The organism is Streptomyces sp. NPDC091282 (genome assembly GCF_044757385.1).
GTDB classification, from domain to species: Bacteria; Actinomycetota; Actinomycetes; order Streptomycetales; family Streptomycetaceae; genus Streptomyces; species Streptomyces gramineus.
Genome location: NZ_JBIVUX010000006.1, coordinates 303,338 through 327,155 on the forward strand (window position 1 = coordinate 303,338; position 23,818 = coordinate 327,155).

22 protein-coding genes and 1 tRNA gene are annotated in these 23,818 nt (G+C 71.6%); 10 read left to right on the forward strand and 13 right to left on the reverse strand.

Translation table 11 applies throughout. The annotated features are described in order from the left end of the window. Positions 1-99 precede the first annotated feature (99 nt). The 3 genes from galT to galK are packed head-to-tail and all read left to right on the forward strand — an operon-like array spanning position 100 to position 3,301. The gene (galT, locus tag ACIQOE_RS28500; RefSeq protein WP_351321021.1) at positions 100-1,158 is read left to right on the forward strand and encodes a galactose-1-phosphate uridylyltransferase; all 1,059 of its coding nucleotides are present in this window, start codon (positions 100-102) and stop codon (positions 1,156-1,158) included. Further along, positions 1,158-2,120 (forward strand): UDP-glucose 4-epimerase GalE, encoded by a 963-nt coding sequence (galE, locus tag ACIQOE_RS28505; protein ID WP_401414508.1) that lies wholly within the window; start codon positions 1,158-1,160, stop codon positions 2,118-2,120. Before galT ends, galE begins: the two co-directional genes overlap by 1 nt. A 23-nt stretch (positions 2,121-2,143) precedes the next feature. Beyond that, positions 2,144-3,301 (forward strand): galactokinase, encoded by a 1,158-nt coding sequence (gene galK / locus ACIQOE_RS28510; protein WP_351321017.1) that lies wholly within the window; start codon positions 2,144-2,146, stop codon positions 3,299-3,301. A gap of 3 nt (positions 3,302-3,304) precedes the next feature. Here galK and ACIQOE_RS28515 read toward each other — a convergent pair whose 3' ends face one another. After that, positions 3,305-3,751, reverse strand: a complete 447-nt coding sequence (locus tag ACIQOE_RS28515; protein ID WP_351321015.1) for a GNAT family N-acetyltransferase — start codon at positions 3,749-3,751, stop codon at positions 3,305-3,307. Positions 3,752-4,028: 277 nt separating this feature from the next. Between ACIQOE_RS28515 and ACIQOE_RS28520 the strand changes: the two genes are divergently transcribed. Beyond that, positions 4,029-4,808, forward strand: coding sequence for a response regulator transcription factor (locus ACIQOE_RS28520; protein ID WP_351321013.1), 780 nt, complete (start codon positions 4,029-4,031; stop codon positions 4,806-4,808). On the opposite strand, the gene tamR is transcribed toward ACIQOE_RS28520, so the two are convergent. Continuing rightward, entirely contained in the window at positions 4,767-5,264 is a 498-nt protein-coding gene (tamR, locus tag ACIQOE_RS28525) for a MarR family transcriptional regulator TamR (RefSeq protein WP_351321011.1), read from the reverse strand. The two genes, ACIQOE_RS28520 and tamR, sit on opposite strands and share 42 nt — an antisense overlap. Positions 5,265-5,353: 89 nt before the next feature. On the opposite strand from tamR, the gene ACIQOE_RS28530 reads away from it, so the two are divergent. Both ACIQOE_RS28530 and ACIQOE_RS28535 read left to right on the forward strand, forming a co-directional pair. Next, positions 5,354-6,172 carry a trans-aconitate 2-methyltransferase gene (locus ACIQOE_RS28530; protein WP_401414511.1) on the forward strand — a complete coding sequence of 273 codons (819 nt, stop codon included), beginning with the start codon at positions 5,354-5,356 and terminating at the stop codon, positions 6,170-6,172. Further along, positions 6,169-6,531: a VOC family protein gene (locus tag ACIQOE_RS28535; protein ID WP_362650512.1), complete on the forward strand. Its 363-nt coding sequence runs from the start codon at positions 6,169-6,171 to the stop codon at positions 6,529-6,531. The genes ACIQOE_RS28530 and ACIQOE_RS28535 overlap by 4 nt, the downstream gene beginning before the upstream one ends. A gap of 54 nt (positions 6,532-6,585) precedes the next feature. Here ACIQOE_RS28535 and ACIQOE_RS28540 read toward each other — a convergent pair whose 3' ends face one another. Beyond that, the gene (locus ACIQOE_RS28540; protein ID WP_351321005.1) at positions 6,586-7,260 is read right to left on the reverse strand and encodes a TetR/AcrR family transcriptional regulator; all 675 of its coding nucleotides are present in this window, start codon (positions 7,258-7,260) and stop codon (positions 6,586-6,588) included. Beyond that, complete coding sequence (locus ACIQOE_RS28545; RefSeq protein WP_351321003.1) at positions 7,257-8,267, reverse strand: fatty acid desaturase; 1,011 nt, start codon at positions 8,265-8,267, stop codon at positions 7,257-7,259. Before ACIQOE_RS28545 ends, ACIQOE_RS28540 begins: the two co-directional genes overlap by 4 nt. A gap of 308 nt (positions 8,268-8,575) precedes the next feature. Here ACIQOE_RS28545 and ppc point away from each other — a divergent pair, with 308 nt between their 5' ends. Beyond that, positions 8,576-11,308 carry a phosphoenolpyruvate carboxylase gene (gene ppc, locus ACIQOE_RS28550; protein WP_401414514.1) on the forward strand — a complete coding sequence of 911 codons (2,733 nt, stop codon included), beginning with the start codon at positions 8,576-8,578 and terminating at the stop codon, positions 11,306-11,308. A gap of 62 nt (positions 11,309-11,370) precedes the next feature. Here the strand turns inward: ppc and ACIQOE_RS28555 are convergent, their stop codons facing one another. The 7 genes from ACIQOE_RS28555 to ACIQOE_RS28585 form a co-directional block, all read right to left on the reverse strand. Then, a complete protein-coding gene (locus ACIQOE_RS28555) occupies positions 11,371-11,880 on the reverse strand; it encodes a hypothetical protein (protein ID WP_362651429.1) in 510 nt (169 codons plus the stop codon). Between the two features lie 42 nt (positions 11,881-11,922). Then, positions 11,923-12,540 carry an aminoacyl-tRNA hydrolase gene (gene pth / locus ACIQOE_RS28560; RefSeq protein ID WP_351320996.1) on the reverse strand — a complete coding sequence of 206 codons (618 nt, stop codon included), beginning with the start codon at positions 12,538-12,540 and terminating at the stop codon, positions 11,923-11,925. 74 nt (positions 12,541-12,614) lie between these two features. Further along, complete coding sequence (locus ACIQOE_RS28565; protein ID WP_351320994.1) at positions 12,615-13,214, reverse strand: 50S ribosomal protein L25/general stress protein Ctc; 600 nt, start codon at positions 13,212-13,214, stop codon at positions 12,615-12,617. 202 nt (positions 13,215-13,416) lie between these two features. Further along, complete coding sequence (locus ACIQOE_RS28570; protein WP_351320992.1) at positions 13,417-14,397, reverse strand: ribose-phosphate diphosphokinase; 981 nt, start codon at positions 14,395-14,397, stop codon at positions 13,417-13,419. 142 nt (positions 14,398-14,539) lie between these two features. Continuing rightward, positions 14,540-15,988 (reverse strand): bifunctional UDP-N-acetylglucosamine diphosphorylase/glucosamine-1-phosphate N-acetyltransferase GlmU, encoded by a 1,449-nt coding sequence (gene glmU / locus ACIQOE_RS28575; protein WP_399012658.1) that lies wholly within the window; start codon positions 15,986-15,988, stop codon positions 14,540-14,542. Positions 15,989-16,109: 121 nt separating this feature from the next. Further along, a tRNA-Gln gene (locus ACIQOE_RS28580) sits at positions 16,110-16,185 on the reverse strand. A 14-nt stretch (positions 16,186-16,199) separates the two neighbouring features. Further along, positions 16,200-17,060, reverse strand: a complete 861-nt coding sequence (locus ACIQOE_RS28585; protein WP_401414518.1) for a hypothetical protein — start codon at positions 17,058-17,060, stop codon at positions 16,200-16,202. Between the two features lie 166 nt (positions 17,061-17,226). Between ACIQOE_RS28585 and ACIQOE_RS28590 the strand changes: the two genes are divergently transcribed. Next, positions 17,227-18,549, forward strand: a complete 1,323-nt coding sequence (locus tag ACIQOE_RS28590) for a histidine kinase (protein ID WP_351320986.1) — start codon at positions 17,227-17,229, stop codon at positions 18,547-18,549. A gap of 37 nt (positions 18,550-18,586) precedes the next feature. Here ACIQOE_RS28590 and ACIQOE_RS28595 read toward each other — a convergent pair whose 3' ends face one another. Next, positions 18,587-19,084 carry an SUKH-3 domain-containing protein gene (locus ACIQOE_RS28595; protein WP_351320984.1) on the reverse strand — a complete coding sequence of 166 codons (498 nt, stop codon included), beginning with the start codon at positions 19,082-19,084 and terminating at the stop codon, positions 18,587-18,589. Between the two features lie 58 nt (positions 19,085-19,142). Then, positions 19,143-19,679 (reverse strand): YwqJ-related putative deaminase, encoded by a 537-nt coding sequence (locus ACIQOE_RS28600; protein WP_351320982.1) that lies wholly within the window; start codon positions 19,677-19,679, stop codon positions 19,143-19,145. 296 nt (positions 19,680-19,975) lie between these two features. On the opposite strand from ACIQOE_RS28600, the gene ACIQOE_RS28605 reads away from it, so the two are divergent. Further along, positions 19,976-20,992, forward strand: coding sequence for an SMI1/KNR4 family protein (locus tag ACIQOE_RS28605; protein ID WP_401414740.1), 1,017 nt, complete (start codon positions 19,976-19,978; stop codon positions 20,990-20,992). Between the two features lie 8 nt (positions 20,993-21,000). Beyond that, entirely contained in the window at positions 21,001-23,784 is a 2,784-nt protein-coding gene (locus tag ACIQOE_RS28610) for an SUKH-4 family immunity protein (RefSeq protein ID WP_401414521.1), read from the forward strand. Positions 23,785-23,818: the final 34 nt, after the last annotated feature.

A 23,818-nucleotide genomic window follows, 5' to 3' on the forward strand; every position in this document is an offset into this window, starting at 1 on the left:
ATTGCGATGTTGACTCACCTGGTGAGTTGTGTTTTGGTGTGTTCGGTTCTGTTTGATGGTTGGCTGACTCGAACAACGCGCGAATTTCGGGAGTCCGCAGTGAAGAAGACCTCGACCCGGCTGGCCGACGGTCGCGAGCTCATCTACTACGACCTGCGGGACGACACCGTCCGGGACGCGGTGGACCGCCGGCCGCTGGAGCGGACGCACACCACCTCCGAGATCCGCCGCGACGCGCTCCTCGGCGACCGGGTCGCCATCGCCTCGCACCGGCAGGGCCGCACCTACCACCCGCCGGCCGACCAGTGCCCCCTGTGCCCGACCCGGGGCGACCGCCTCAGCGAGATCCCGGACTCGTCGTACGACGTGGTGGTCTTCGAGAACCGTTTCCCCTCGCTGGCCGGCGACTCCGGCCGCTGCGAGGTGGTCTGCTTCACCTCCGACCACGACGCGTCCTTCGCGAGCCTCACCGAGGAGCAGGCGCGGCTGGTCCTCGACGCGTGGACCGACCGGACCTCGGAACTGTCCCATCTCCCCTCCGTCCAGCAGGTGTTCTGCTTCGAGAACCGCGGTGAGGAGATCGGCGTGACGCTCGGTCATCCCCATGGCCAGATCTACGCCTACCCCTTCACCACCCCTCGCACCGCACTGATGCTGCGGTCACTCGCGGCGCACAAGGAGGCGACCGGCGGGGAGAACCTCTTCGACGCCGTCCTGGAGCGTGAACTCGCCGACCGGCGCGTCGTCCTTGAGGGTGAACACTGGGCCGCCTTCGTGCCCTACGCGGCGCACTGGCCCTACGAGGTCCACCTGTACCCGAAGCGCCGGGTCCCCGACCTGCTCGGACTCGACGAGGCGGCGCGCTCGGAGTTCCCTCAGGTTTATCTGGAACTCTTGAGGCGCTTCGACCGTATCTTCGGTGAGGGTGAGCCTCCCACGCCCTACATCGCCGCCTGGCACCAGGCGCCGTTCGGGACGCTGGAGGAGTTCGACGGTGTCTCGCGCGACGATTTCGCGCTGCACCTGGAGCTTTTCACCATTCGCCGCACGTCCGGCAAGCTGAAGTTTCTCGCGGGTTCCGAATCCGGCATGAACGTGTTCATCAACGACGTGCCGCCGGAGCGCGCGGCCGAGCGACTGCGAGAGGTAGCGAGTTGATGAAGTACCTGGTGACGGGCGGGGCGGGTTATGTCGGCAGCGTGGTGTCCCAGCACCTGCTGGAGGCGGGCCACGAGGTCACCGTCCTCGACAACCTGTCCACGGGCTTCCGCGAGGGCGTCCCCGCGGGCGCGTCCTTCGTCGAGGGCGACATCCGCGACGCCGCGAAGTGGCTGGACTCCTCCTACGAGGCGGTGCTGCACTTCGCCGCGTCCTCGCAGGTCGGCGAGTCGGTCGTGAAGCCCGAGAAGTACTGGGACAACAACGTCGGCGGCACCATGGCGCTGCTGGCCGCCATGCGCGAGGCCGGCGTGCGCAAGCTCGTCTTCTCCTCCACCGCGGCCACCTACGGCGAGCCGGAGCAGGTCCCGATCGTCGAGACCGCCCCGACGAAGCCCACCAACCCGTACGGCGCCACCAAGCTCGCCGTCGACCACATGATCACCGGCGAGGCCGCCGCCCACGGCCTGGGCGCGGTCTCCCTGCGCTACTTCAACGTGGCCGGCGCCTACGGCGCGCAGGGCGAGCGCCACGACCCCGAGTCGCACCTGATCCCGCTGGTCCTCCAGGTCGCGCAGGGCCGCCGCGAGGCCGTCTCGGTCTTCGGCGACGACTACCCGACGCCCGACGGCACCTGCGTCCGCGACTACATCCACGTCGCCGACCTGGCCGAGGCGCACCTGCTGGCCCTGACGGCCGCCCGCCCCGGCGAGCACCTGATCTGCAACCTCGGCAACGGCGAGGGCTTCTCGGTCCGCGAGGTCATCGAGACCGTCCGACAGGTCACCGGCCACCCGATCCCCGAGGTCGTGGCCCCGCGCCGGGGCGGCGACCCGGCCGTCCTAGTCGCCTCCGCGGCCACCGCCCGCGAGAAGCTGGGCTGGAATCCGACCCGCGCGGACCTCGCGGGGATCGTCGCGGACGCCTGGGAGTTCGCGCAGCACGTGTCGAGGGAGCATTAGTGGGGGCACCAGTGGGGGCAGACGTGGACGCGGCACAGCGGGTCCGGGACGAATTCACCGAGCTCTACGGGACGGCGCCCGAAGGAGTGTGGTCGGCGCCGGGCCGGGTCAACCTGATCGGTGAGCACACCGACTACAACGACGGCTTCGTGATGCCGTTCGCGCTGCCGCACGTGACGACGGCCGCGGTCTCCCGCCGCACCGACGGCGTGCTGCGCCTGCACTCCGCCGACATCGAGGGCGGAGTCGTCGAACTCGCCCCGGACGCCCTGGAACCGGGCACCGACCACGAGTGGACGGCGTACCCGGCGGGCGTGGTCTGGGCACTGCGCGAGGCCGGCCACCCGGTCGGCGGCGCCGACGTGCACCTCTCCTCCACCGTCCCGACCGGCGCCGGCCTGTCCTCCTCCGCGGCCCTGGAGGTGGTGATCGCCCTCGCGCTGAACGACCTGCACGGACTGGGCCTGGCCCGCTGGCAGCTGGCCCGGCTGTGCCAGCGCGCGGAGAACGTCTACGTCGGGGCGCCGACCGGCATCATGGACCAGACGGCGTCCGCGTGCTGCGAGCACGGGCACGCCCTGTTCCTGGACACCCGGGACCTCTCGCAGAAGCAGATCCCCTTCGACCTGGCGGCCGAGGGCATGCGCCTGCTGGTGGTCGACACCCAGGTCAAGCACGCGCACAGCGGCGGCGAGTACGGCAAGCGCCGGGCCGGCTGCGAGAAGGGCGCGGCCCTGCTGGGCGTGGACGCGCTGCGGGACGTCGCCTACGACGGCCTCGGCGCGGCGCTGGACCGGCTCGGCGACGAGGAGGAGGTGCGGCGCCTGGTCCGCCACGTCGTCACCGAGGACCACCGGGTGGAGCGCGTCGTCGCCCTGCTGGAGGCCGGCGACACCCGGGCCATCGGCCCGGTGCTCACCGAGGGCCACGCCTCGCTGCGCGACGACTTCCGGATCTCCTGCCCGGAGCTGGACCTGGTCGTGGACACCGCCCTGGCGAGCGGCGCGCTGGGGGCGCGGATGACCGGCGGCGGCTTCGGCGGCTCGGCGATCGTCCTCGCGGAGGCCTCCGACGTCGACACGATCACCAAGGCGGTCGAGGAGGCGTTCGCGGCGGCCGGTTTCACGGCGCCCCGGACGTTCGAGGCGGTGCCGTCGGCGGGCGCCCGCCGCGCGGTCTGAGGCTCAGCCCAGCCGCTTGACCAGGGTGTACTCCGTGGTCCCCGGCGGATAGTCGGGGACCACGCACACCACTTCGTAGCCCTGCTTGCGGTAGAAGTCCGGCGCCTGGAAGTCCCAGGTCTCCAGCCGCACGGCCGTGCAGGCGCGCTCCCGCCCGGCGATGCGCTCCGCCTCGGCCAGCAGCCGGCCGCCCAGACCCGCGCCGCGCAGGCCCGCGTCCACCCACAGATAGGTGACGTGCAGCCAGGTCGCCCAGGTGTGCCCGACCAGGCCGCCCGCGAGGCCGCCCGAGGCCTCGTCCGTCGCCCAGACGTGCAGGGGCACCTGGCGTTCCTCGGGGGTGCCGCGCAGGGCCGCGAGGACCGGGGAGGCCGCCGTGTTGTCGTCCAGCAGCCTGGTGCGGAGCAGCTCCCGCCGTTCTTTGTCGACTTCCGCCTCAATACGAAACATGCGGCACACCATAAACGCGTCGGCCGGGCAGTTCTGCAAATTGCCTTCCGCTCCCGGCCCCCGTCCGTACCCTGAGGAGCAGTACCGGTGGGGGCCGGTGCTGATCAGGGGGCGAGACACGTCGGGTACGGCACCCGCGACGGGGGTAGCAGTTCAGGCACGGCGGCGGCCGTGCGGCTCGGCCCCCTCACGGGTGCCGTGTCCGTGTGATCGTCGCTCTGAGCACCTTGGGCTCGGGGCATCCCCTGCTCGTGAAGAGCCTGGGGAAGGGGGTTTCGTGGTTCGTATCCGAGTTCTGGTCGTCGACGACCACCGCATCTTCGCCGAGTCGCTCGCCGCGGCGCTGGCCGCCGAGCCCGACGTCGACGTGTCCGCGGCCGGGAGCGGTCCGGCGGCGCTGCGCTGCCTGGAGCGCGCGGTCGCCGAGGGCCGCCGCTTCGATGTGCTGCTCGTCGACGCCGATCTGGGCGGCCAACTGCCCGGCGGGCGCCCGGCGGTGCCGGTGCAGGAGGGTGACGAGGAGGGGCTGGTCGACGGGATGTCCCTGGTCGCCGGGGTCCGCTCGGCCCATCCCGCCGTCCGGGTCGTCGTGCTCGCGGAGAAGGACGACCCGCGGCGCGCGGCGCTGGCCCTGCAGGCCGGTGCCTGCGGCTGGGTCGCCAAGGACTGCTCGCTGTCCCGGCTGCTGAACGTCATCCGGGGGGTGCTGCGCGACGAGACGCACCTGCCGCCCGCCCTGCTGACCGGGGTCCTGCGGGAGCTGACGGCCGCGCGCAAGCACCGCACCGAGAGCGAGCGGCTGGTGGAGTCCCTCACGCCGAGGGAGCGGGAGGTCCTGCGGTGCATGGTGGCGGGCCTGGGGCGCAAGGCGGTCGCCGAGCGCCTGTTCCTGTCCCCGCACACCGTCCGCACCCACATGCAGAACGTGCTCGGGAAACTGGGCGTGCACTCCACCCTGGCCGCGGTGGCGCTGGCCCGCCGGGCCGGAGTCGGCCCGGTCGACCTGACCGGCCCCTCAGCCGGGGATGTTGTCGAACGGGGCGGTCAACTGGCGTAGCAGGGCGGCCAGTTCGGCGCGCTGGGAGCGGGACAGCTCGGCGAGGATCGCCCGTTCCTGGTCGAGGAGTCCGGCCAGGGCCTGGTCCGCGCGGTCCTGGCCCTCCTCGGTCAGCCGCACCAGCACGCCCCGCCGGTCGCTCGGGTCCGGCAGCCGTTCCACCAGGCCCTTCTTGGCCAGCCGGTCGATCCGGTTGGTCATCGTCCCGGAGGTCACCAGGGTCTGGGTCAGCAGCTGTCCGGGGGAGAGCTGGTACGGCGTCCCGGCGCGGCGCAGCGCGGTCAGCACGTCGAACTCCCAGGGCTCCAGGCTGTGCTCGGCGAAGGCCAGCCGACGCGCCCGGTCCAGGTGCCGGGCCAGCCGGCTCACCCGGCTGAGCACCTCGAGCGGTTCCACGTCGAGGTCCGGGCGCTCCCGGCGCCACGCAGCCACCAGCCGATCGACCTCGTCCTCCATGGCGATCAGTGTAGTGGTTGTGTCGACATGAAGTCTCTTGATGTCGAGCTTCTTGACATCGAGATATTCGGGCGGGGAAAGTGGCACCCATGACCACTCCTGCCTGGGACCCCGCCCAGTACCTCCGGCACGCCGGCCACCGCGCCCGCCCCTTCACCGACCTCCTCGCCCGGATCCCCGGCCTCCCCGGCGACTCCCCGGCCGTCGCCGACCTCGGCTGCGGACCCGGCAACATGACCGCCCTGCTCGCCGAACGCTGGCCCGCCGCCCGCATCACCGGCTACGACAACTCGCCCGAGATGCTCGACAAGGCGACCGTGGAGTACCAGGGCCCCACGGCCGGCGGCGGCAGTCTGGACTTCGCCCCCGCGGACGTCCGCACCTGGACGCCCGAGCGGCCCTACGACCTGATCGTCAGCAACGCCACGCTCCAGTGGATCCCCGGGCACACCGAGCGGTTCGCCGAGTGGATCGCCGGCCTCGCCCCCGGCGGCACCTTCGCCTTCCAGGTCCCCGGCAACTTCACCGCGCCCAGCCACCGCCTGATGCGCACCCTCGCCGAGTCCCCGCGCTGGCGGGGCCGCCTCGCCGACGTACTCCGCCACGACGACGCCGTCCTGGCCCCCGAGGCCTACCTGGAGCGGCTGACCGGGCTCGGCTGCGCCGCCGACGTCTGGGAGACGACGTACGTCCACCTGCTCACCGGCGAGGACCCGGTGCTCGACTGGGTCAAGGGCACCGGGCTGCGTCCCGTCCTCACCGCCCTCGCCGACGATCCGCAGGCCCGTGACGCCTTCCTCGCCGAGTACCGGACCGCGCTGCGCGAGGCCTACCCGGCCGGCCCGCACGGCACCCCGTTCCCGTTCCGCCGCGTCTTCGCCGTCGCCCGCAGGGAGGACAGCCGATGATCGCCGCCCTCGACCACGTCCAGCTCGCCGCCCCGCCCGGCTCCGAGGACCGGCTGCGGGCCTTCTACACCGGCACCCTGGGCATGACGGAGGTCCCCAAACCGCCCGCGCTCGCCGCCCGCGGCGGCTGCTGGTTCCGGGCCGGCGAGGTCAGTCTCCACCTGGGGACCGAACAGGACTTCCGGCCGGCCAGGCAGGCCCACCCGGGCCTGCTCGTGACCGGCATCGAGACCTACGCGGCCCGCCTCACCGCCCACGGCACACCCGTCGCCTGGGACGGGAACCTGCCGGGCCACCGCCGCTTCTACTGCGAGGACCCCGTCGGCAACCGCCTGGAGTTCCTCGAACCGGTCCGCTGACCCCGGCGGGACCGCCCGGCACAGGGCCCGCGGCACACCCCGGCCGCGGGACGGTCAGGCCTTGCGGTGCCCTATCAGGCGCGGCTTCGGCTCCAGGCCGTCCAGACCGTGCCAGGCCAGGTTGACCAGGTGGGCGGCGACCTCCGCCTTCTTCGGACGGCGCACGTCCAGCCACCACTGACCGGTCAGCGCCACCATGCCCACCAGCGCCTGCGCGTACAGCGGCGCCAGCTTGGCATCGAAGCCCCGCAACTTGAACTCGCGGCCCAGGATGTCCTCCACCTGGGTGGCGATGTCCGAGATCAGGGACGCGAAGGACCCCGTGGACTGCGGGATCGGCGAGTCCCGGACCAGGATCCGGAACCCGTCCGTGTACTCCTCGATGTAGTCCAGGAGCGCGAACGCGGCCTGCTCGCACAGCTCCCGCGGATGCCCGGCGGTCAGGGAACCGGTCACCATGTCCAGCAGCCGGCGCATCTCCCGGTCCACGACCACCGCGTACAGGCCCTCCTTGCCGCCGAAGTGCTCGTAGACCACCGGCTTGGACACCCCGGCTTTCGCCGCGATCTCCTCCACCGAGGTGCCCTCGAACCCCTTCGCCGCGAACAGGGTGCGACCGATCTCCAACAGCTGCTGGCGGCGCTCCGCACCGGTCATCCGGGTGCGACGTGCCCGCCGCGGCTTTTCGGGACTGGGGGTGCTGGAGTCGGTCGCCACGCCGTCAATCATGCCGCCTCGGCGGTCTCCGACCCTCGCCGGGAGCCGCCTTCCCCGGTGTTGCGGCGCGAATCGATACGGGAGCGTGACGGCCACCGCACGTCGTACGCCCAGCCCAGCTGCTCGCACCAGCGGATGATCCGCGCCGACGAGTCCACCTGGCCTCGCTCCACCCCGTGCCGCGCCGACGTCGGGTCGGCGTGGTGCAGGTTGTGCCAGGACTCACCGCAGGACAGCACCGCCAGCCACCACACGTTGCCCGACCTGTCCCGCGACTTGAACGGCCGCTTGCCCACCGCGTGGCAGATCGAGTTGATCGACCAGGTCACATGATGCAGCAGCGCCACCCGCACGAGTGAACCCCAGAAGAACGCGGTGAACGCGCCCCACCAGGACCAGGTCACCAGACCGCCGATCAGCGGCGGCAGCCCCACCGACAGCGCCGTCCAGAGGATGAACTGCCGCGAGACCGCCCGGATCGCCGGGTCCTTGATCAGATCCGGCGCGTACTTCTCCTGCGGGGTCTGCTCCTCGTCGAACAGCCAGCCGATGTGCGCCCACCACAGGCCCTTCATCAGCGCCGGCATGGTCTCGCCGAACCGCCACGGCGAGTGCGGGTCGCCCTCCGCGTCGGAGAACTTGTGGTGCTTGCGGTGGTCGGCCACCCAGCGCACCAGGGGCCCCTCCACCGCCATCGAACCCGCGATCGCCAGCGCGATCCGCAGCGGCCGCTTCGCCTTGAACGAGCCGTGCGTGAAATAGCGGTGGAAACCGATCGTCACGCCATGGCAGCCCAGGAAGTAGAAGAACACCATCAGGCCCAGGTCGAGCCAGCTCACGCCCCAGCCCCACGCCAGCGGCACCGCGGCCAGCAGCGCGAGGAACGGCACGACGATGAACAGCAGCAGGGCGAACTGCTCGACCGAACCCTTCTTCTCGCCGCCCAGCGTGGCGGACACCGTGGCAGCGTCGGCCGGCTTGTGGGCGTCGTCGATCACATCGGAACTAGACGAGGTCATGCGCGTCCCCTGGGGGGTCGAGGGCTGAGACAGGTGCCGATCCGCGGTGACCGGACGGGACGACGGAGAGACTTCCCTACGGTTCCGTAACCTACGGCGACGTAAGTATGGCAGCGAGGCGTCTCGCGGCAAGAGCCCCAGAGCCTGCGCGTCCTCATGGACACCTATCCTTGGAGTCGGTCGGACAGCGCGGTCCGCTCTGTTTCCTTCCCGGATGTCCGGCCGCCATGCGGACAGGCACCGCCTGCCGCCCGGCCGACGGACGGGTCCCCTCCAGACGAGCTTCAACACTGCAAGGAGCCGCACCTGTGAGCAGTGCCGACGACCAGACCACCACGACCAGCAGTGAGCTGCGCGCCGACATCCGCCGGCTGGGTGACCTTCTCGGCGAGACCCTCGTCCGGCAGGAAGGACCCGAGCTGCTGGACCTCGTCGAGAAGGTCCGCCGCCTCACCCGCGAGGACGGCGACGCAGCCGCCGAACTGCTGCGAGGCATCGAACTGGAGACCGCGGCCAAGCTGGTCCGCGCCTTCTCCACCTACTTCCACCTCGCCAACGTCACCGAGCAGGTCCACCGCGGCCGCGAACTGCGCACCCGCCGCGCCGCCGAGGGCGGCCTGCTGGCCCGCACCGCCGACCGGCTCAAGGACGCCGACGCCGAGCACCTGCGCCAGACCGTCCAGAACCTCAACGTCCGCCCGGTCTTCACCGCGCACCCCACCGAGGCCGCGCGCCGCTCCGTCCTCAACAAGCTCCGGCGCATCGCCGCGCTCCTGGACACCCCGGTCATCGAGTCGGACCGCCGCCGCACCGACATCCGCCTCGCCGAGAACATCGACCTCGTCTGGCAGACCGACGAACTGCGCGTGGTACGCCCCGAGCCCGCCGACGAGGCCCGCAACGCCATCTACTACCTGGACGAACTGCACGCCGACGCCGTCGGCGACGTCCTGGAGGACCTCACCGCCGAACTGGAACGGGTCGGCGTCAAGCTCCCCGACGACACCCGGCCGCTCACCTTCGGCACCTGGATCGGCGGCGACCGCGACGGCAACCCCAACGTCACCCCCCAGGTCACCTGGGACATCCTCATCCTCCAGCACGAACACGGCATCAACGACGCCCTGGAGATGATCGACGAACTCCGCGGCTTCCTCTCCAACTCCATCCGCTACACCGGCGCCACCGAGGAACTCCTGGAGTCCCTGCGCGCCGACCTGGACCTGCTGCCCGAGATCAGCCCCCGCTACAAGCGCCTCAACGCCGAGGAGCCCTACCGGCTCAAGGCCACCTGCATCCGGCAGAAGCTCGTCAACACCAAGCAGCGGCTGGCCACCGACACCCCGCACCAGCCCGGCTACGACTACCTCGGCACCGCCGAACTCCTCGGCGACCTGCGGATCATCCAGACCTCCCTGCGCGAACACCGCGGCGGACTCTTCGCCGACGGCCGCCTGGCCCGGACGATCCGCACCCTGGCCGCCTTCGGCCTCCAGCTCGCCACCATGGACGTCCGCGAGCACGCCGACGCCCACCACCACGCCCTCGGCCAGCTCTTCGACCGCCTCGGCGAGGAATCCTGGCGCTACGCCGACATGCCCCGCGAGTACCGCGCCCGGCTCCTCGCCAAGGAACTCAGGTCCCGCCGCCCGCTCGCACCCACCCCGGCACCCGTGGACGCCGCCGGCGAGAAGACCCTCGGGGTCTTCCAGACCGTCCGGCGGGCCCTGGAGATCTTCGGCCCCGAGGTCGTCGAGTCCTACATCATCTCCATGTGCCAGGGCGCCGACGACGTCTTCGCCGCCGCCGTCCTCGCCCGCGAGGCCGGACTCATGGACCTGCACGCCGGCTGGGCCAGGATCGGCATCGTCCCCCTCCTGGAGACCACCGACGAACTCAAGGCCGCCGACACCATCCTGGAGGACATGCTCTCCGACCCCTCCTACCGGCGCCTGGTCGCGCTGCGCGGAGACGTCCAGGAGGTCATGCTCGGCTACTCCGACTCCTCCAAGTTCGGCGGCATCACCACCAGCCAGTGGGAGATCCACCGCGCCCAGCGCCGCCTGCGCGACGTGGCCCACCGCTACGGCGTACGGCTGCGCCTCTTCCACGGCCGCGGCGGCACCGTCGGCCGCGGCGGCGGCCCCTCCCACGACGCGATCCTCGCCCAGCCCTGGGGCACCCTGGAGGGCGAGATCAAGGTCACCGAACAGGGCGAGGTCATCTCCGACAAGTACCTCATCCCCTCCCTGGCCCGCGAGAACCTGGAACTGACGGTGGCCGCCACCCTCCAGGCCTCCGCCCTGCACACCGCACCCCGCCAGTCCGACGAGGCCCTCGCCCGCTGGGACGCGGCCATGGACGTCGTCTCCGAGGCCGCCCACGCCGCCTACCGCCGGCTCGTCGAGGACCCCGACCTGCCGACGTACTTCCTCGCCTCCACCCCGGTCGACCAGCTCGCCGACCTGCACCTGGGCTCGCGGCCCTCACGCCGCCCCGGCTCGGGCGTCTCGCTGGACGGCCTGCGCGCCATCCCCTGGGTGTTCGGCTGGACCCAGTCCCGGCAGATCGTCCCCGGCTGGTTCGGCGTCGGCTCCGGCCTCGAGGCCCTGCGCGAGGCGGGCCTGGACACCGTCCTCGCCGAGATGCACGAACAGTGGCACTTCTTCCGCAACTTCGTCTCCAACGTCGAGATGACCCTCGCCAAGACCGACCTGCGGATCGCCCAGCACTACGTCGACACCCTCGTCCCCGACGAACTGAAGCACGTCTTCGACACCATCCGCGCCGAGCACGAGCTGACCGTCGCCGAAGTCCTCAAGATCACCGGAGAGCGCGAACTCCTCGACGCCACCCCGGTCCTCAAGCAGACCTTCGGCATCCGGGACGCCTACCTGGACCCGATCTCCTACCTCCAGGTGACCCTCCTCAAGCGGCAGCGCGACGAGGCCGCCTCGGGCGCCGAACCCGACCCGCTCCTCGCCCGCGCCCTGCTCCTGACCGTCAACGGCGTCGCGGCCGGCCTGCGCAACACCGGCTGACCGGCACCACCGCACACGGCCGTGCCCCCGGACCACCGGTCCGGGGGCACGGCCGTACGCGCTCACTGCACCGCGAAGAAGGCCGCCGTCAGCAGCGCGATCCCGAGCCCCCCGAGCCCCCACGCCAGCCGCCGCAGCCGCAGCCCGCCGGCCACCACCACCGACGCCAGCAGCAGCGCACCGCCCAGCGGCACCCACGCGAACAGCACCCCGGCGGGACCGGAGCGCACCACGGTGCCGGTGCCCGGCTTCACGATCACGTCGTAGGTCTGCCCCTTGCGCACCGCCACCGACTTGTCGATCACCGCCCGGGACCGCGCGGACGCCCCCGGGGAGACCGGCCTGAACGGGCCCGTGCAGGTGTCCTCACCGCACGCGGTCACCTCGACCGTGCCCCGCTCCTTGCCCTTCGTCAGCATCACGTCCTGCGCCGTGCTCCACGACGCCCACACCCCGCCGACCAGGATCAGCACGGCGACCGCGCCCATCGACACGACGCGGCCGAACCGCAGGGCGGCGACCGGGGCCGTACGGGAGGAGGAGACCGAGGCAGCAGGCATGGCCGGGATCATTGGCCATACCCCTACGGCCGGTCAACTGCGGTGGGCGACAAGTCAGGAGTTGTACGAGCTTTGCGCCCGCTCAAGGCCCTCGGTGACCAGCGCCTCCACGGCATCCGCCGCCCGGTCCACGAAGTAGTCCAGCTCCTTGCGCTCCGCCGAGGAGAAATCCTTCAGCACGAAATCCGCGACCTGCATACGGCCCGGCGGCCGCCCGATCCCGAACCGCACCCGGTGATAGTCCGCACCCATCGCCTTCGTCATCGACTTCAGCCCGTTGTGACCGTTGTCCCCGCCACCGAGCTTGAGCCGGAGAACCCCGTAGTCGATGTCCAGCTCGTCATGGACCGCGAGGATGTTCGCCACCGGCACCTTGTAGAAGTCGCGCAGCGCGTTCACCGGCCCCCCCGACAGGTTCATGAACGACATCGGCTTCGCCAGGATCACCCGCCGGCTCGCCGGACCCGGCGCCCCCAGCCGCCCCTCCACGACCTGCGCCTGCGCCTTGCCGGCCCGCTTGAACTTCCCCCCGATCCGCCCGGCGAGCAGGTCCGCGACCATGAAACCGACGTTGTGCCGGTTCATCGCGTACTCCGGCCCCGGATTGCCGAGACCCACGATCAGCCAGGGAGCGTTGGCGGCAGAGGTGCCCGCGGAGGTGGTCACGTCCATGTCTCCTTGATACGCGCCAGCCGCCGCCTCCGGGAGGAAGCAGCGGCTGACGGACGATGAAACGACGGTGAGGATCAGGCCTCGGCGGCTTCCTCGGCCGCCTCGCCCTCTTCGCCCTCGGAGGGCTCCTCGGCCTGCGCGGCCAGGACCTGCAGGACGACCGCGTCCTCCTCGACGGCCAGCGTCACGCCGGACGGCAGGGTGATGTCCTTCGCCAGGACGGAGGCACCGGCCTCCAGGCCCTCGACGGAGACCGTGACGCCCTCGGGGATGTGGGTGGCCTCGGCCTCGATCGGAAGCGCGTTCAGGACGTGCTCCAGCAGGTTGCCGCCCGGGGCCAGCTCGCCCTCGGTCTGCACCGGAACCTCGACCGTGACCTTCTCGCCCCGCTTGACCAGCAGCAGGTCGACGTGCTCCAGGAAGCCCTTGATCGGGTCACGGACCACGGACTTCGGGATCGCCAGCTCGTTGGTCTTGCCGTCGATGTCCAGCGAGATCAGGACGTTCGGGGTACGCAGCGCGAGCAGCAGCTCGTGGCCCGGCAGGGTCAGGTGGATCGGGTCCGAACCGTGGCCGTACAGGACACCGGGGACCTTGCTGTCACGACGGATACGGCGGGCGGCGCCCTTGCCGAACTCGGTGCGCGACTCGGCGGCGATCTTCACCTCGGACATGGTGATCACTCCTCGTAGAAAGAGAACGGACGTGGTCACCCGGCCACGAACGGCCTGCTACGAAGAGCGCGTCGATAACGGACAGCCGGCACCTGCGAACAGGTACGGCCTCCCTCGCCGAGCAACCTGGGCAGTCTACTCGGCGAGGAAGGCCGGACCAAAAGGATCTTCAACGGCGGCTAGCGCGACCGGTGCAGAAACCTCACTGCTCGTCGAAGAGGCTCGTCACCGAACCATCCTCGAACACCTCACGCACCGCACTCGCGATCGTCGGCGCGATCGACAACACCGTGATCTTGTCCAGATCCCGGCTCAGCTCACCCGGCGTCGGCAGCGTGTTCGTCAGCACGAACTCACTCACCCGCGAATTCTTCAACCGGTCCGCAGCCGGACCCGACAGCACACCGTGCGTCGCCGTCACGATCACATCCTCGGCACCGTGCGCGAACAACGCGTCCGCCGCCGCACAGATCGTGCCACCCGTGTCGATCATGTCGTCGACCAGCACACACACCCGGCCCTCGACCTCGCCCACCACCTCGTGGACCGTCACCTGGTTCGCCACGTCCTTGTCCCGGCGCTTGTGCACGATCGCCAGCGGCGCACCCAACCGGTCGCACCACCGGTCCGCCACCCGCACCCGGCCCGCGTCCGGAGACACCACCGTCAGCTTGTTCCGGTCCACCTTCCCGCCCACGTAGTCCGCCAGCAGCGGCAACGCGAACAGATGATCCACCGGACCGTCGAAGAAACCCTGGATCTGATCCGTGTGCAGATCGATGGTCAGGATCCGGTCCGCACCCGACGTCTTCATCAGATCCGCGATCAGCCGCGCCGAGATCGGTTCACGGCCCCGGTGCTTCTTGTCCTGCCGCGCGTAACCGTAGAACGGCACGATCACCGTGATGGAACGCGCCGACGCGCGCTTCAGCGCATCGATCATGATCAGCTGCTCCATGATCCACTGATTGATCGGAGCCGTGTGGCTCTGGATCACGAAGCAGTCGGCACCGCGAGCCGACTCCTGATAACGAACGTAGATCTCACCGTTCGCGAAGTCGAAGGCCTTCGTCGGGACGACCCCGACACCCAGCTGCTGGGCGACCTCCTCGGCAAGCTCGGGGTGGGCGCGGCCGGAGAAGAACATCAGCTTCTTCTCGCCGGTCGTCTTGATCCCGGTCACAGCACTGTCTCCTCAGAGGTGTCTCAGCCGTACAGCTGGAAGTCCAGCGGCCCTCCGCGCCAGGCGCGACAGGCCGAAACAGCTGGTTAGGTGCGGGTGTGCACTTATCACGGTACGACGTCTTCGGCGCACCTGTTTCCGGTCAGTCCTCGCTCACGCCCTGCCGGGAAGCCGCCTCAGCGGCCTTCGCCGCCGGACTCCCCGGGCGCTTCCGGGCCACCCAGCCCTCGATATTCCGCTGCTGGCCGCGGGCCACGGCCAGCGAACCGGGCGGCACATCCTTCGTGATCACGGACCCGGCAGCGGTGTACGCCCCGTCCCCGATCGTGACAGGCGCCACAAACATGTTGTCCGAACCCGTCTTGCAGTGCGACCCGACGGTCGTGTGGTGCTTGCTCTCACCGTCGTAGTTCACGAACACACTCGCCGCGCCGATGTTCGAGTACTCACCGATCGTCGCGTCACCCACATAGGAGAGATGCGGAACCTTCGTCCCCTCCCCGATCCGGGCGTTCTTCGTCTCCACGTACGTACCGATCTTGCCCTTGGCACCCAGCCGCGTCCCCGCCCGCAGATACGCATACGGTCCCACGGACGCGTTCGCACCCACATGGGCCGAATCGGCCACCGTGTTGTCCACCCGCGCCCCCGCACCGACCCGGGTGTCCCTCAGCCGGCTGTTCGGCCCGACCTCGCAGCCCTCCCCGAGATGCGTGGCACCCTGCAACTGCGTCCCCGGCAGGACGACCGCGTCCTGCTCGAAGGTGACCGCCACGTCGATCCACGTGGTCGCCGGATCCACCACGGTCACACCCGCCAGCATCGCCCGCTCCAGCAACCGGTCGTTGAGGATCCGACGAGCCTCCGCCAACTGCACCCGGTTGTTGATCCCCGCGATCTCACGGTGATCCGCCGCCACCGACGCACCCACCCGGTGCCCGGCCTCACGCAGGATCCCCAGCACGTCCGTCAGGTACTCCTCGCCCTGACTGTTGTCCGTACGCACCTTGCCCAGCGCATCCGCCAGCAACTGCCCGTCGAACGCGAACACACCCGAATTGATCTCCCGGATCGCCCGCTGCGCCGCCGAGGCGTCCTTGTGCTCGACGATCGCCGTCACCGCACCGGAGGCCTCGTCCCGCACGATCCGGCCGTAACCCGTCGCGTCCGGCACCTCGGCGGTCAGCACCGTCACCGCGTTGCCGTCCCCGTGATGCGTCTCGGCCAGCCGCGCCAGGGTCGCACCGGTCAGCAGCGGAGTGTCCCCGCAGACCACCACGACCGTCCCCTCGACCGCGCCGCCCAGCTCCTCCAGCGCCATCCGCACGGCGTGCCCGGTGCCGTTCTGCTTCTCCTGCACCGCCGTACGGGCCGCGGGGTCGATCGCACCGAGGTGCTCGCCGACCTGCTCGCGCGCGTGGCCGACGACGACGACCAGGTGCTCGGGGTTCAACTCGCGGGAGGCGGCGAGCACATGGCCCACCAGGGAGCGGCCGCAGATCTCGTGCAGGACCTTCGGTGTGGCCGACTTCATACGGGTGCCCTCACCCGCTGCGAGAACGACGACGGCTGCCGGGCGAATGGCGCTCACGGATGTGCCCTTCGGCTGTGGAGAGGTGGGGACATCCGAAGGATACCGGGGCGTATCACGGGGGACATGGGAGCGGGCCCTGACGGTGCTGTCAGGGCCCGAACCGAGGTCTTGTGTGCTGTGGCTCCCCCGCAAGGATTCGAACCTTGTCCTGCTGGTACCAAAAACCAGTGTGCTGCCAGTTACACCACGGGGGACAGCGCTCCAGACCTTACCGGAGACGTGCCTCGGCCTGGGCCACGATTCCCCTCCACCAGCCTTCGATCCGGTTGTACAGGCGCGCGCTGCGGGCTACCCCGATGACCAGGCAACCGTGGTAGTCGTCACCGGTGTTCTTCCGGACCGTCTTCGGGTTGTGCTTCTTCAGCGTCGGCCTGGCGAAGACCGCCGGGTCGACGGCTGCGATTCCCGCCCAGAAGCGGTGCGCCGCTTCGATGTCGGCCGATTCGTGGATGAGCAGCCTGAAACCCAGGCTCTCGCGGTCCACCTCCAGAAGGTCGAGCCAGGCCAGGTAGACGCGGATCACCCCCGGGTCGCTGTTGACGAAGACCGCCCGCTCCCGTCGGTCGTACGGCTTGCTTTTCGAACCTTCGGCCCAGTAGAGCGCGACACCCGCGAGGAACAGGTCGCGGTCGGCCAGTTCACCGATCTCCTGACAGGCCTCGGCCCTGGTCTCCCGGCGCTTCTCGTCGTCGATCGCGCGGCGCTTTGCCAGTCCCTGCTGCATGAGGGCCAGCTGTTCTTCCGGCGTATACCGGGGCTCCGGGCGTGGCAGGTCCCGGACCCACAGGGAGACCGAGCTCCTGGAGCAGCCCAGTTCCGTCTCGATGCGGTCGTAGGTCCACCCCTGCAGCCTCAGTTCCCGCGCCCGGGCTCGCAGGTCGTCCTTCGCGTTCGGGCGCCTCGTCCATTCCGGTGGGGGTTCGCCCTTCACCAGGCGGTGGAGGATGTCGTTGTTGAAGACCTTCAGTTCGTCGCGGATCTGGCGGAGGCTGTGGCCGGCCCGGCGCAGTGCCAGCGCCCGCTCCCGCAGTCCCTCGAAGTCGGCGTATCTGCCGTGCGCATGTGCCATGTGCATACCGTCCGGGCGGAATGCGCGGCTCCGGGCGGGAACGGAGCTGGTTCACCAGTTCGAGGGATAGCGGCGGGTTTCGGTGGTGTTCGGTTACGGAGGGTGGTGTGGGTCAGTAGACGAAACTCACCGGAAAAGCCCACCCCCGCGCCCGTAGGCTGGACGCATGACCACGACGGGGGCAGACCGCGCGACGGCCTTGGCAGGGCCGTGGTGGTGGTCGCGGTGGCGCAGTGCGGTGCTGGACGCGGGGCTGGCGGCGGTGTCGGCGCTGGAGTGCGGTGCGGAGGGGATCCCGTTCGCGCGGGACGCGGGTGTTCCGGCGTCGGCGGGGATCGTGTTCGGTGTGCTGGCCGGTTCGGTGCTGTTGCTGCGCAGGAAGTGGCCGATCGCCGTCGTGCTCGTGTCGATAGCGATCACGCCGGCCCAGATGGGCTTCCTGATGGGCATCGTCGGCCTCTACACGCTCGCCGCGGCCGAGGTGCCGCGGCGGATCATCGTGGCGTTGTCCGGGATGACGTTCCTGGGCACGTTGATCGTGACGTTCGTGCGGGTGCGGCAGAGCATGGCGCGCGGTGACCTGACGATGGGGGACTGGTTCGTCCCGTTCGCGGCGCTGGCGACCTCGCTGGGGCTGACGGCGCCTCCGGTGCTGCTCGGGTTGTACGTGGGTGCGCGGCGGCGGCTGATGGAGAGCCTGCGGGAGCGTGCGGACAGTCTGGAGCGGGAGCTTCAGTTGCTGGCGGAGCGCGCGGAGGAGCGTGCGGAGTGGGCGCGGGGCGAGGAGCGGACGCGGATCGCGCGGGAGATGCATGACGTCGTCGCGCACCGGGTGAGTCTGATGGTGGTGCACGCGGCGGCTCTGCAGGCGGTGGCGCGGAAGGATCCGGAGAAGGCGGTGCGGAACGCGGCACTGGTGGGGGACATGGGGCGGCAGGCGCTGACGGAGTTGCGGGAGATGCTCGGGGTGCTGCGGTCCGGGGACGGTGGCCGGGGTCGTGCGGCGTCGGAGGCGGTGCCGGTGGTGTCGGTGCCGTTGGCGGCGGTGGGGGCGGCTGCGGCGGCGGCTGCTTCGCGGGTGGCCGAGGAGGAGGGGCCGCACCTGTCGGAGCTGGAGGAGTTGGTGGGGCAGTCGGCGGCGGCCGGGATGGTGGTGGATCTGTCGGTGGAGGGGGATGTGCGGTCGTACGCGGTCGCGGTGGAGCAGACGGCGTACCGGGTGGTGCAGGAGGCGCTGACGAACGTCCACAAGCATGCGGCGGGTGCGAAGACGCATGTGCGGTTGGCGCACCGGGTGGCGGAGATCGCGATGCAGGTGGAGAACGAGCCGCCGCCGGAGCCGGGCTCGGCGGGCTCGGCGGGTCTGCCGTCGGGTGGGAACGGTCTGGTGGGGATGCGGGAGCGGGTGACGGGGCTGGGCGGGGTGTTCGTGTCGGGGCCGACGGATGCGGGTGGTTTCCGGGTGTCGGCGGTGATTCCGGCGGTGTGAGCCGTGGGCGGGGCGGCCGGTGGTGGGGTGTGGCCGGTCAGGTGTGGGTGGTGAGGCGTCGGGGTTCGACGCCTGCGATGAGGGTGGTGAGGCCGTGGTCGATGTCGGGGCCCACGTACCAGTCGCCGGTGTGGTCGAGGGTGTAGACGCGGCCTTCGGTGTCGATGGCGAGGAGTGAGCGGGTCTCGGTCTCCTCGCCGAGGGGGCAGACCTCGGTGTCGAGGGCGCGGCCGAGGTCGCCGAGGGTGCGGGCGAGGTGGAGGCCGTGCAGGGGGTCGAGGTGGAGGGCTGCGGGGGCGATCTGGCGGCCGGGGCCGGTGGGGGTGATGTGCAGGCCGCCGAATTCGGCCCAGGCTTCGACGGCTGCGGGGAAGACGCTGTGGCGGTGTCCTGCGGGTGAGGTGTGTTCGCGGAGGGCGTCGGCCCAGACCTCGGCCTGTTTTATGTCCCAGCGTCCGGGTTGCCAGCCGGCGGCGCGCAGGGCTGCGTCGACGGGCACGGAGAAGCGCGTGGTGGAGGTGCGGTCGGGGTGCATCTGCCCTTCGTTCGTGTGTGGTGCGGGTGCGGGTGCTGTGTTCGTGTGCTGCGGGGGGTCAGTCGCCGGTGGTGGGGTCGACGACGCGGACGCCGAAGTGGGCGGTGAGGGCGGTGCAGGCCCGGCAGGGGGCGGCGAAGCTGCCGTGCAGGGGGTCGCCGTCCTCGCGTATGCGGCGGGCGGTGAGCTTGGCCTGTTTGAGGGCTTTGCGGGCTTCGCCGTTGGTCATGGGTTTGCGGGCGGCGCGTTTGCTGCGGGCGCCGTCGGCGGAGGCGATGTGCCGTGAGACGAGGATCGCTTCGGCGCAGCGTCCGGTGGAGCGGTCGCGTTGGGCGCTGGGCAGGGTGTCGAGGAATTCCTGGACCAGGGGGTGGAGCGGGGGCGGCTGGTCGCCGCGGGCCGCGGTGCCGGTGAGGGTGGCGCCGCGGACGGAGAGGGCGGCGGCGACGGTGGGCAGGATGCCGTCGCGGCGGTACAGGAGGGTGGGCGCGGGAGGTGTTTCGGTGCTGCTCCAGCCGATGCGCGGGTCGCCGCTGGTGGCGCCGTGTCGTTCGCCGGGCACGGCGGTGTGCGGTCCCGTCTGCGTGGTGTTCATGATCGTCTTCCCCTCCCGGGCATCCCCCCGAAAGTCACAGACTGCCAAATCCCGTGGCGTGTGCGGTAGCTGGGGCGGTCCGACACGCCCGGGGCGGGGCAGGCTGTCACGCGGGGGTGACGGCTGGTCACGGAAGCGGAGGCCCGGTGACCGGGGTTCGTGTACCGCATAGGCTGTCGGCACCGCGATGGGCGCGGTCGACGCGTCTGGGACGTGGGAGAGAAAGCCGGTTACGGGCCGGGGCGCGCTGATGGGTGTGGTCCGGTTCGTACAGAGTGCCGCAGGGGGCAACCGTCATGACGACAGGTCGGCTCGGGATGGGGGCGCCGCCCAGCCGCCAGGCCGGTGGGCAGGCCGGGCCGCCGAACGCGGCCTATGCCGGGCAGGTCGTGCATTTCCCGGATCCGGTCCGGGCGGCACGTCATCCGCGGGGGGTGCGTGTCGATGAGCACGGCTACCCCGATTTCTCGCCCTACGCGCGTGCGGCGGCGGAGATCGCGGATCCGCCGGAGGGTTTCGGCGTGGACGAGCTGCGGCTGACGGACTACGTGTCGGCGAACGCGGTGCTGTCGGCGTCGGGCCACGAGTTGTGGGACACGGTGCCGGCGGTGGCGACGCCGCACGGCTGGACGTGGCATCACGTCGCCGGGTCGCGGCGGCTGGAGCTGGTTCCGGTCGAGGTGAAGGCGTTGCTGCGGCATCACGGCGGGGTGGCGACGGCGCGGGTGGACCAGGCCAGGCGGGGCACGCGGCCGTTGCAGGAGACGCGTCCGGCTCATGTCGGGCTGCCGAAGTCGGGCGTGGCGGTGTCGGAGTCGCAGGTTCAGGGGGTGGAGGAGGACCTGGGGTACCGGCTGCCGGGTGCGTACCGCTCCTTCCTGAAGGCGGCGGGCGGTTGCGCGCCGGTGGGGACGGCGCTGGACGCCGAGCTGGGTCTGCTGCTGGACCAGCCGTTCTTCACGGTGCGCGACGAGGCGGCGGTGAACGATCTGGTGTACGTCAACAAGTGCCTGCGTGACCATCTGACCAAGGACTACCTGGGCGTGTGTTTCGTGCAGGGTGGTCTGCTGGCGGTGAAGGTGCGGGGCGACCGGCTCGGTTCGGTGTGGTTCTGCGCGTACGACGATGTGCGGGACGTGGATCCGGGGTGGCCGCCGGCCGAGCGGGTGGAGCGGCTGCTGCTGCCGTGCGGTGAGGACTTCGACGCGTTCCTGTCCCGGCTGGCGGGTTCTCCGCCGGAGTTGGAGACGGTGGCGGATCTGATGGTGGACGGCGGTTTCGCCCGTGCCGTCTCTGTTGGCTCGGGGGAGTGAGTTTCGGCATGGTGACGTTCGCGCAGGCGCAGGAGCGCGCGGAGGAGTGGATCAACGGCGATGTGCCGTCGTACCAGCATCGTGAGGTGCGGGTGCGGGAGTTCGGTCTCGGGTTCGTGGTGTGGGGTGAGGACCGCGCGGAGGGTCCGCGTTCGGACGCGGGCGGGCAGCGGCTGGTCATCGCCAAGGATTCCGGGGACGCGACGCTGTGGCCGGCGTTGTCGGTGGGTGAGGTGATCCGCCGGTACGAGGAGGAGTACGGCGGTGAGGAGGAGGTCGCCGACGCGGTCCCGGCGGCCGCGCAGCGGGTCGATCTGAATCAGACGTCGTTCTTGTTGAGTCCGCCGGAGTGGCTTCAGGAGGCGGCGGACAAGCTGGGGATTCCGGATCGTCGGGGCGAGGGGGCGTCGGGGTCGTCGGGGTCGTCTGACGGTGAGCCGGACGGGGAGTCCGCGGCTGCCGGTGCGGGGCCGGCGGAGCTGGCGCAGACGCAGGCGGGTGTGCCCGCGGGCGGCGGCGGGTCCGGGTGGCCGGCGGCGGGGGGCGGCGAGGGCTCGGGTGCGCCGGGCGCGGCCGACGTGCCTGCCGGTGCGACTCCTTGGGCGGGCACCGACACGAACGCCGATGCCGGTGAGGACCGTTCGGTTCCGTTGCCGGCGACGGTGTTCGCGCCGCCGTTGAGCGGTTCCGACAACGGGGTGCTGGGGGATGCGGAGACGGCGTTGATGGCGGGCGGCAGCCAGTTGCCGCGTACGGCGGTGTCTCCGGCGGTGGCGGACCCGGACGGGCCGGCTGCGCAAGGCGGCGCCGACACGCAGCCGTACGGCCGTCCGCAGGGGGCGGCGGCTCCGGGCGCGCCTGCTCCGGGCGGTCCGGCTCCGAGCGGTCCTGCTCCGGACGGGCCGCCCGTGCCGCCCGCGGCGTCGGTTCCGCCGGCGTCTTCCTACGGCTATCCGCAGGAGCCTGCGGCTCCGGGGTACGGCTACCCGCAGGGTGCGCAGGGCGGGCCGCGGCCCGCGGCGGGTCCGGCGGGTCCGGGCCGTCCGCTGCCGCCGAACGCGAGTGACATAGCGGACGCGGCGACGAGCAGGGCCGCGCCTCCGCCGCGCAAGGCGCGGGGCGGGGCCGGTGCGCCGCCTCCGCCGCCGGGTGTTCCGGGCGCGCCGGGTGCGCGTCCGGCGGGTACGCCTCAGCCGGTCGCTCCGGGTGCTCCGGGTGCTCCGGGTGCTCCGGCGAGCGGGTACGCGCCGACGCAGATGGTGTCGGCGCAGGGTCCCGGCGGCCCCGAAGGCCCCGGCGGTCCGGTGCGGGCGCCGGGCGGGCCGACTCCGCCGGGCGTCCCCAGCCCGCCCGGTGCGCCGGGCGGTACGCCTCCCGGTGACGTCCACCGGTCGGCCACGGTGCTGGCCGATCCGAGCGCGCTGGGCGGGGGCGTGCCCAAGCCTCCGGGCGCCCCTGGTGTGCCTCCGGCTCCCGGCGTGCAGCCGCCGCCGCCCGCCCCTGGTGCGCCGTTCGCGCCGGGCGCGCCGCAGCCTCCGGGTGCCCCCGGCATGCCTCCCGCGCCGGGTGCGCAGGGCTCCGCCGGTGGTGCGCAGGGCGCGGTCCATCACGCGGAGACGGTGCTGGCCGGGCCTCCGGTGGGTGCTCCCGGCGCGCCGCTTCCCCCGCCCGCTCCCGGCGTACCCGCTGCTCCGGGCGCCCCCGGCATGCCGCCGGGCGCCCCGCAGATGCCGCCGCCGATGCCGGCCGGTGCGATGCCGCCGCCCGGACAGCCCGGACCGGGGCAGCCGCCCGCGTACGGCTACCCGCAGCAGGGCCTGCCGACCGTGGGCCCCGGCTACCAGGCGGTGCTGCGCTACCGGGCGCAGGACGGTTCCGAGCAGCAGCTGATCCGGCGTTCGGCGCCGGGCACGCCGCACCCGGAGTGGCAGATCTACCACGAGCTGCGCGCGATGAACGTGCCGCCGGACCAGGTGCTGGAGCTGCACACGGAGCTGGAGTCCTGCGAGCTGCCGGGTGCCTACTGCGCGCGGATGATCCGGGAGCAGTGGCCGCAGGCACGCCTGGCGAGCATCGCGCCGTACGGGACGGATCACGCGAGCCGGCAGCAGGGCATGCGCGAGTTGCTGGCGCACCAGGGCGAGTTGCACCAGGTGGCGGCGGGTCCTGCCCGGCCCGCGCCGGTGCGGGCGCCGTTGCCGCAGGTGCAGGCGGCGCCGCCGGCCCCGCCGGAGGCGATCGCGCAGGAGCTGGGCGCGGCGTTCGGGCCGGGTGTGTTCCGGTTCGAGCAGGCGGCGGTGTCGCGGCAGGGCGTGCCGCCGATCGTGGCGCACCTGCTGGTCGCGGCCGGACTGCCGCTGGACATGGGGCCGTTCTTCTGGGCGCAGGCCCAGCCGGGCCGTCCGGTGCCGACGCTGGCGGAGCTGGCGCAGGAGCGCGGGGTGCGGCCGGCGCCGGACGCGGGGTCGTACCTGGTGATGGGCACCGACTTCGGCAAGGCCCTGTGTGTGCAGTACGGCACCGCGAACATCGTGGCCGTGCCGGTGGAGGCGGGGCCGGGCGGGGCGTCCGTGCCGCCGCAGTTCGTCAACACCGGGCTGCCGGAGTTCGCGCGCTGCCTGGCGCTGCTGGGCCGGATGTGGCGGCTCAGGTTCGGCCTGAACCAGGAGCAGGCGGGCCGCTGGACCATCGACTTCCAGGCCCAGCTCGCCTCCCTGGACCCGGCGGCGCTCGGGTCGCCGGAGAGCTGGTGGTCGGTGCTGCTGGAGCAGATGTGGGACGGGCTGCTGTAGCGCGCGGGTAGGAACAGCCGGTGAGGGCCGGTCC

Coding starts and splice junctions, on each gene's coding strand:
- ACIQOE_RS28590 (WP_351320986.1), top strand. CDS start 17,227: ATGACCACGACGGGGGCAGACCGCGCGACGGCCTTGGCAGGGCCGTGG.
- ACIQOE_RS28555 (WP_362651429.1), bottom strand. CDS start 11,880: ATGATCCCGGCCATGCCTGCTGCCTCGGTCTCCTCCTCCCGTACGGCC.
- ACIQOE_RS28605 (WP_401414740.1), top strand. CDS start 19,976: ATGACGACAGGTCGGCTCGGGATGGGGGCGCCGCCCAGCCGCCAGGCC.
- ACIQOE_RS28600 (WP_351320982.1), bottom strand. CDS start 19,679: ATGAACACCACGCAGACGGGACCGCACACCGCCGTGCCCGGCGAACGA.
- ACIQOE_RS28595 (WP_351320984.1), bottom strand. CDS start 19,084: ATGCACCCCGACCGCACCTCCACCACGCGCTTCTCCGTGCCCGTCGAC.
- ACIQOE_RS28530 (WP_401414511.1), top strand. CDS start 5,354: ATGACCACTCCTGCCTGGGACCCCGCCCAGTACCTCCGGCACGCCGGC.
- ACIQOE_RS28565 (WP_351320994.1), bottom strand. CDS start 13,214: ATGTCCGAGGTGAAGATCGCCGCCGAGTCGCGCACCGAGTTCGGCAAG.
- ACIQOE_RS28535 (WP_362650512.1), top strand. CDS start 6,169: ATGATCGCCGCCCTCGACCACGTCCAGCTCGCCGCCCCGCCCGGCTCC.
- ACIQOE_RS28545 (WP_351321003.1), bottom strand. CDS start 8,267: ATGACCTCGTCTAGTTCCGATGTGATCGACGACGCCCACAAGCCGGCC.
- ACIQOE_RS28610 (WP_401414521.1), top strand. CDS start 21,001: ATGGTGACGTTCGCGCAGGCGCAGGAGCGCGCGGAGGAGTGGATCAAC.
- tamR (WP_351321011.1), bottom strand. CDS start 5,264: ATGGAGGACGAGGTCGATCGGCTGGTGGCTGCGTGGCGCCGGGAGCGC.
- ACIQOE_RS28540 (WP_351321005.1), bottom strand. CDS start 7,260: ATGATTGACGGCGTGGCGACCGACTCCAGCACCCCCAGTCCCGAAAAG.
- ACIQOE_RS28585 (WP_401414518.1), bottom strand. CDS start 17,060: ATGGCACATGCGCACGGCAGATACGCCGACTTCGAGGGACTGCGGGAG.
- galE (WP_401414508.1), top strand. CDS start 1,158: ATGAAGTACCTGGTGACGGGCGGGGCGGGTTATGTCGGCAGCGTGGTG.
- pth (WP_351320996.1), bottom strand. CDS start 12,540: ATGGACGTGACCACCTCCGCGGGCACCTCTGCCGCCAACGCTCCCTGG.
- ACIQOE_RS28515 (WP_351321015.1), bottom strand. CDS start 3,751: ATGTTTCGTATTGAGGCGGAAGTCGACAAAGAACGGCGGGAGCTGCTC.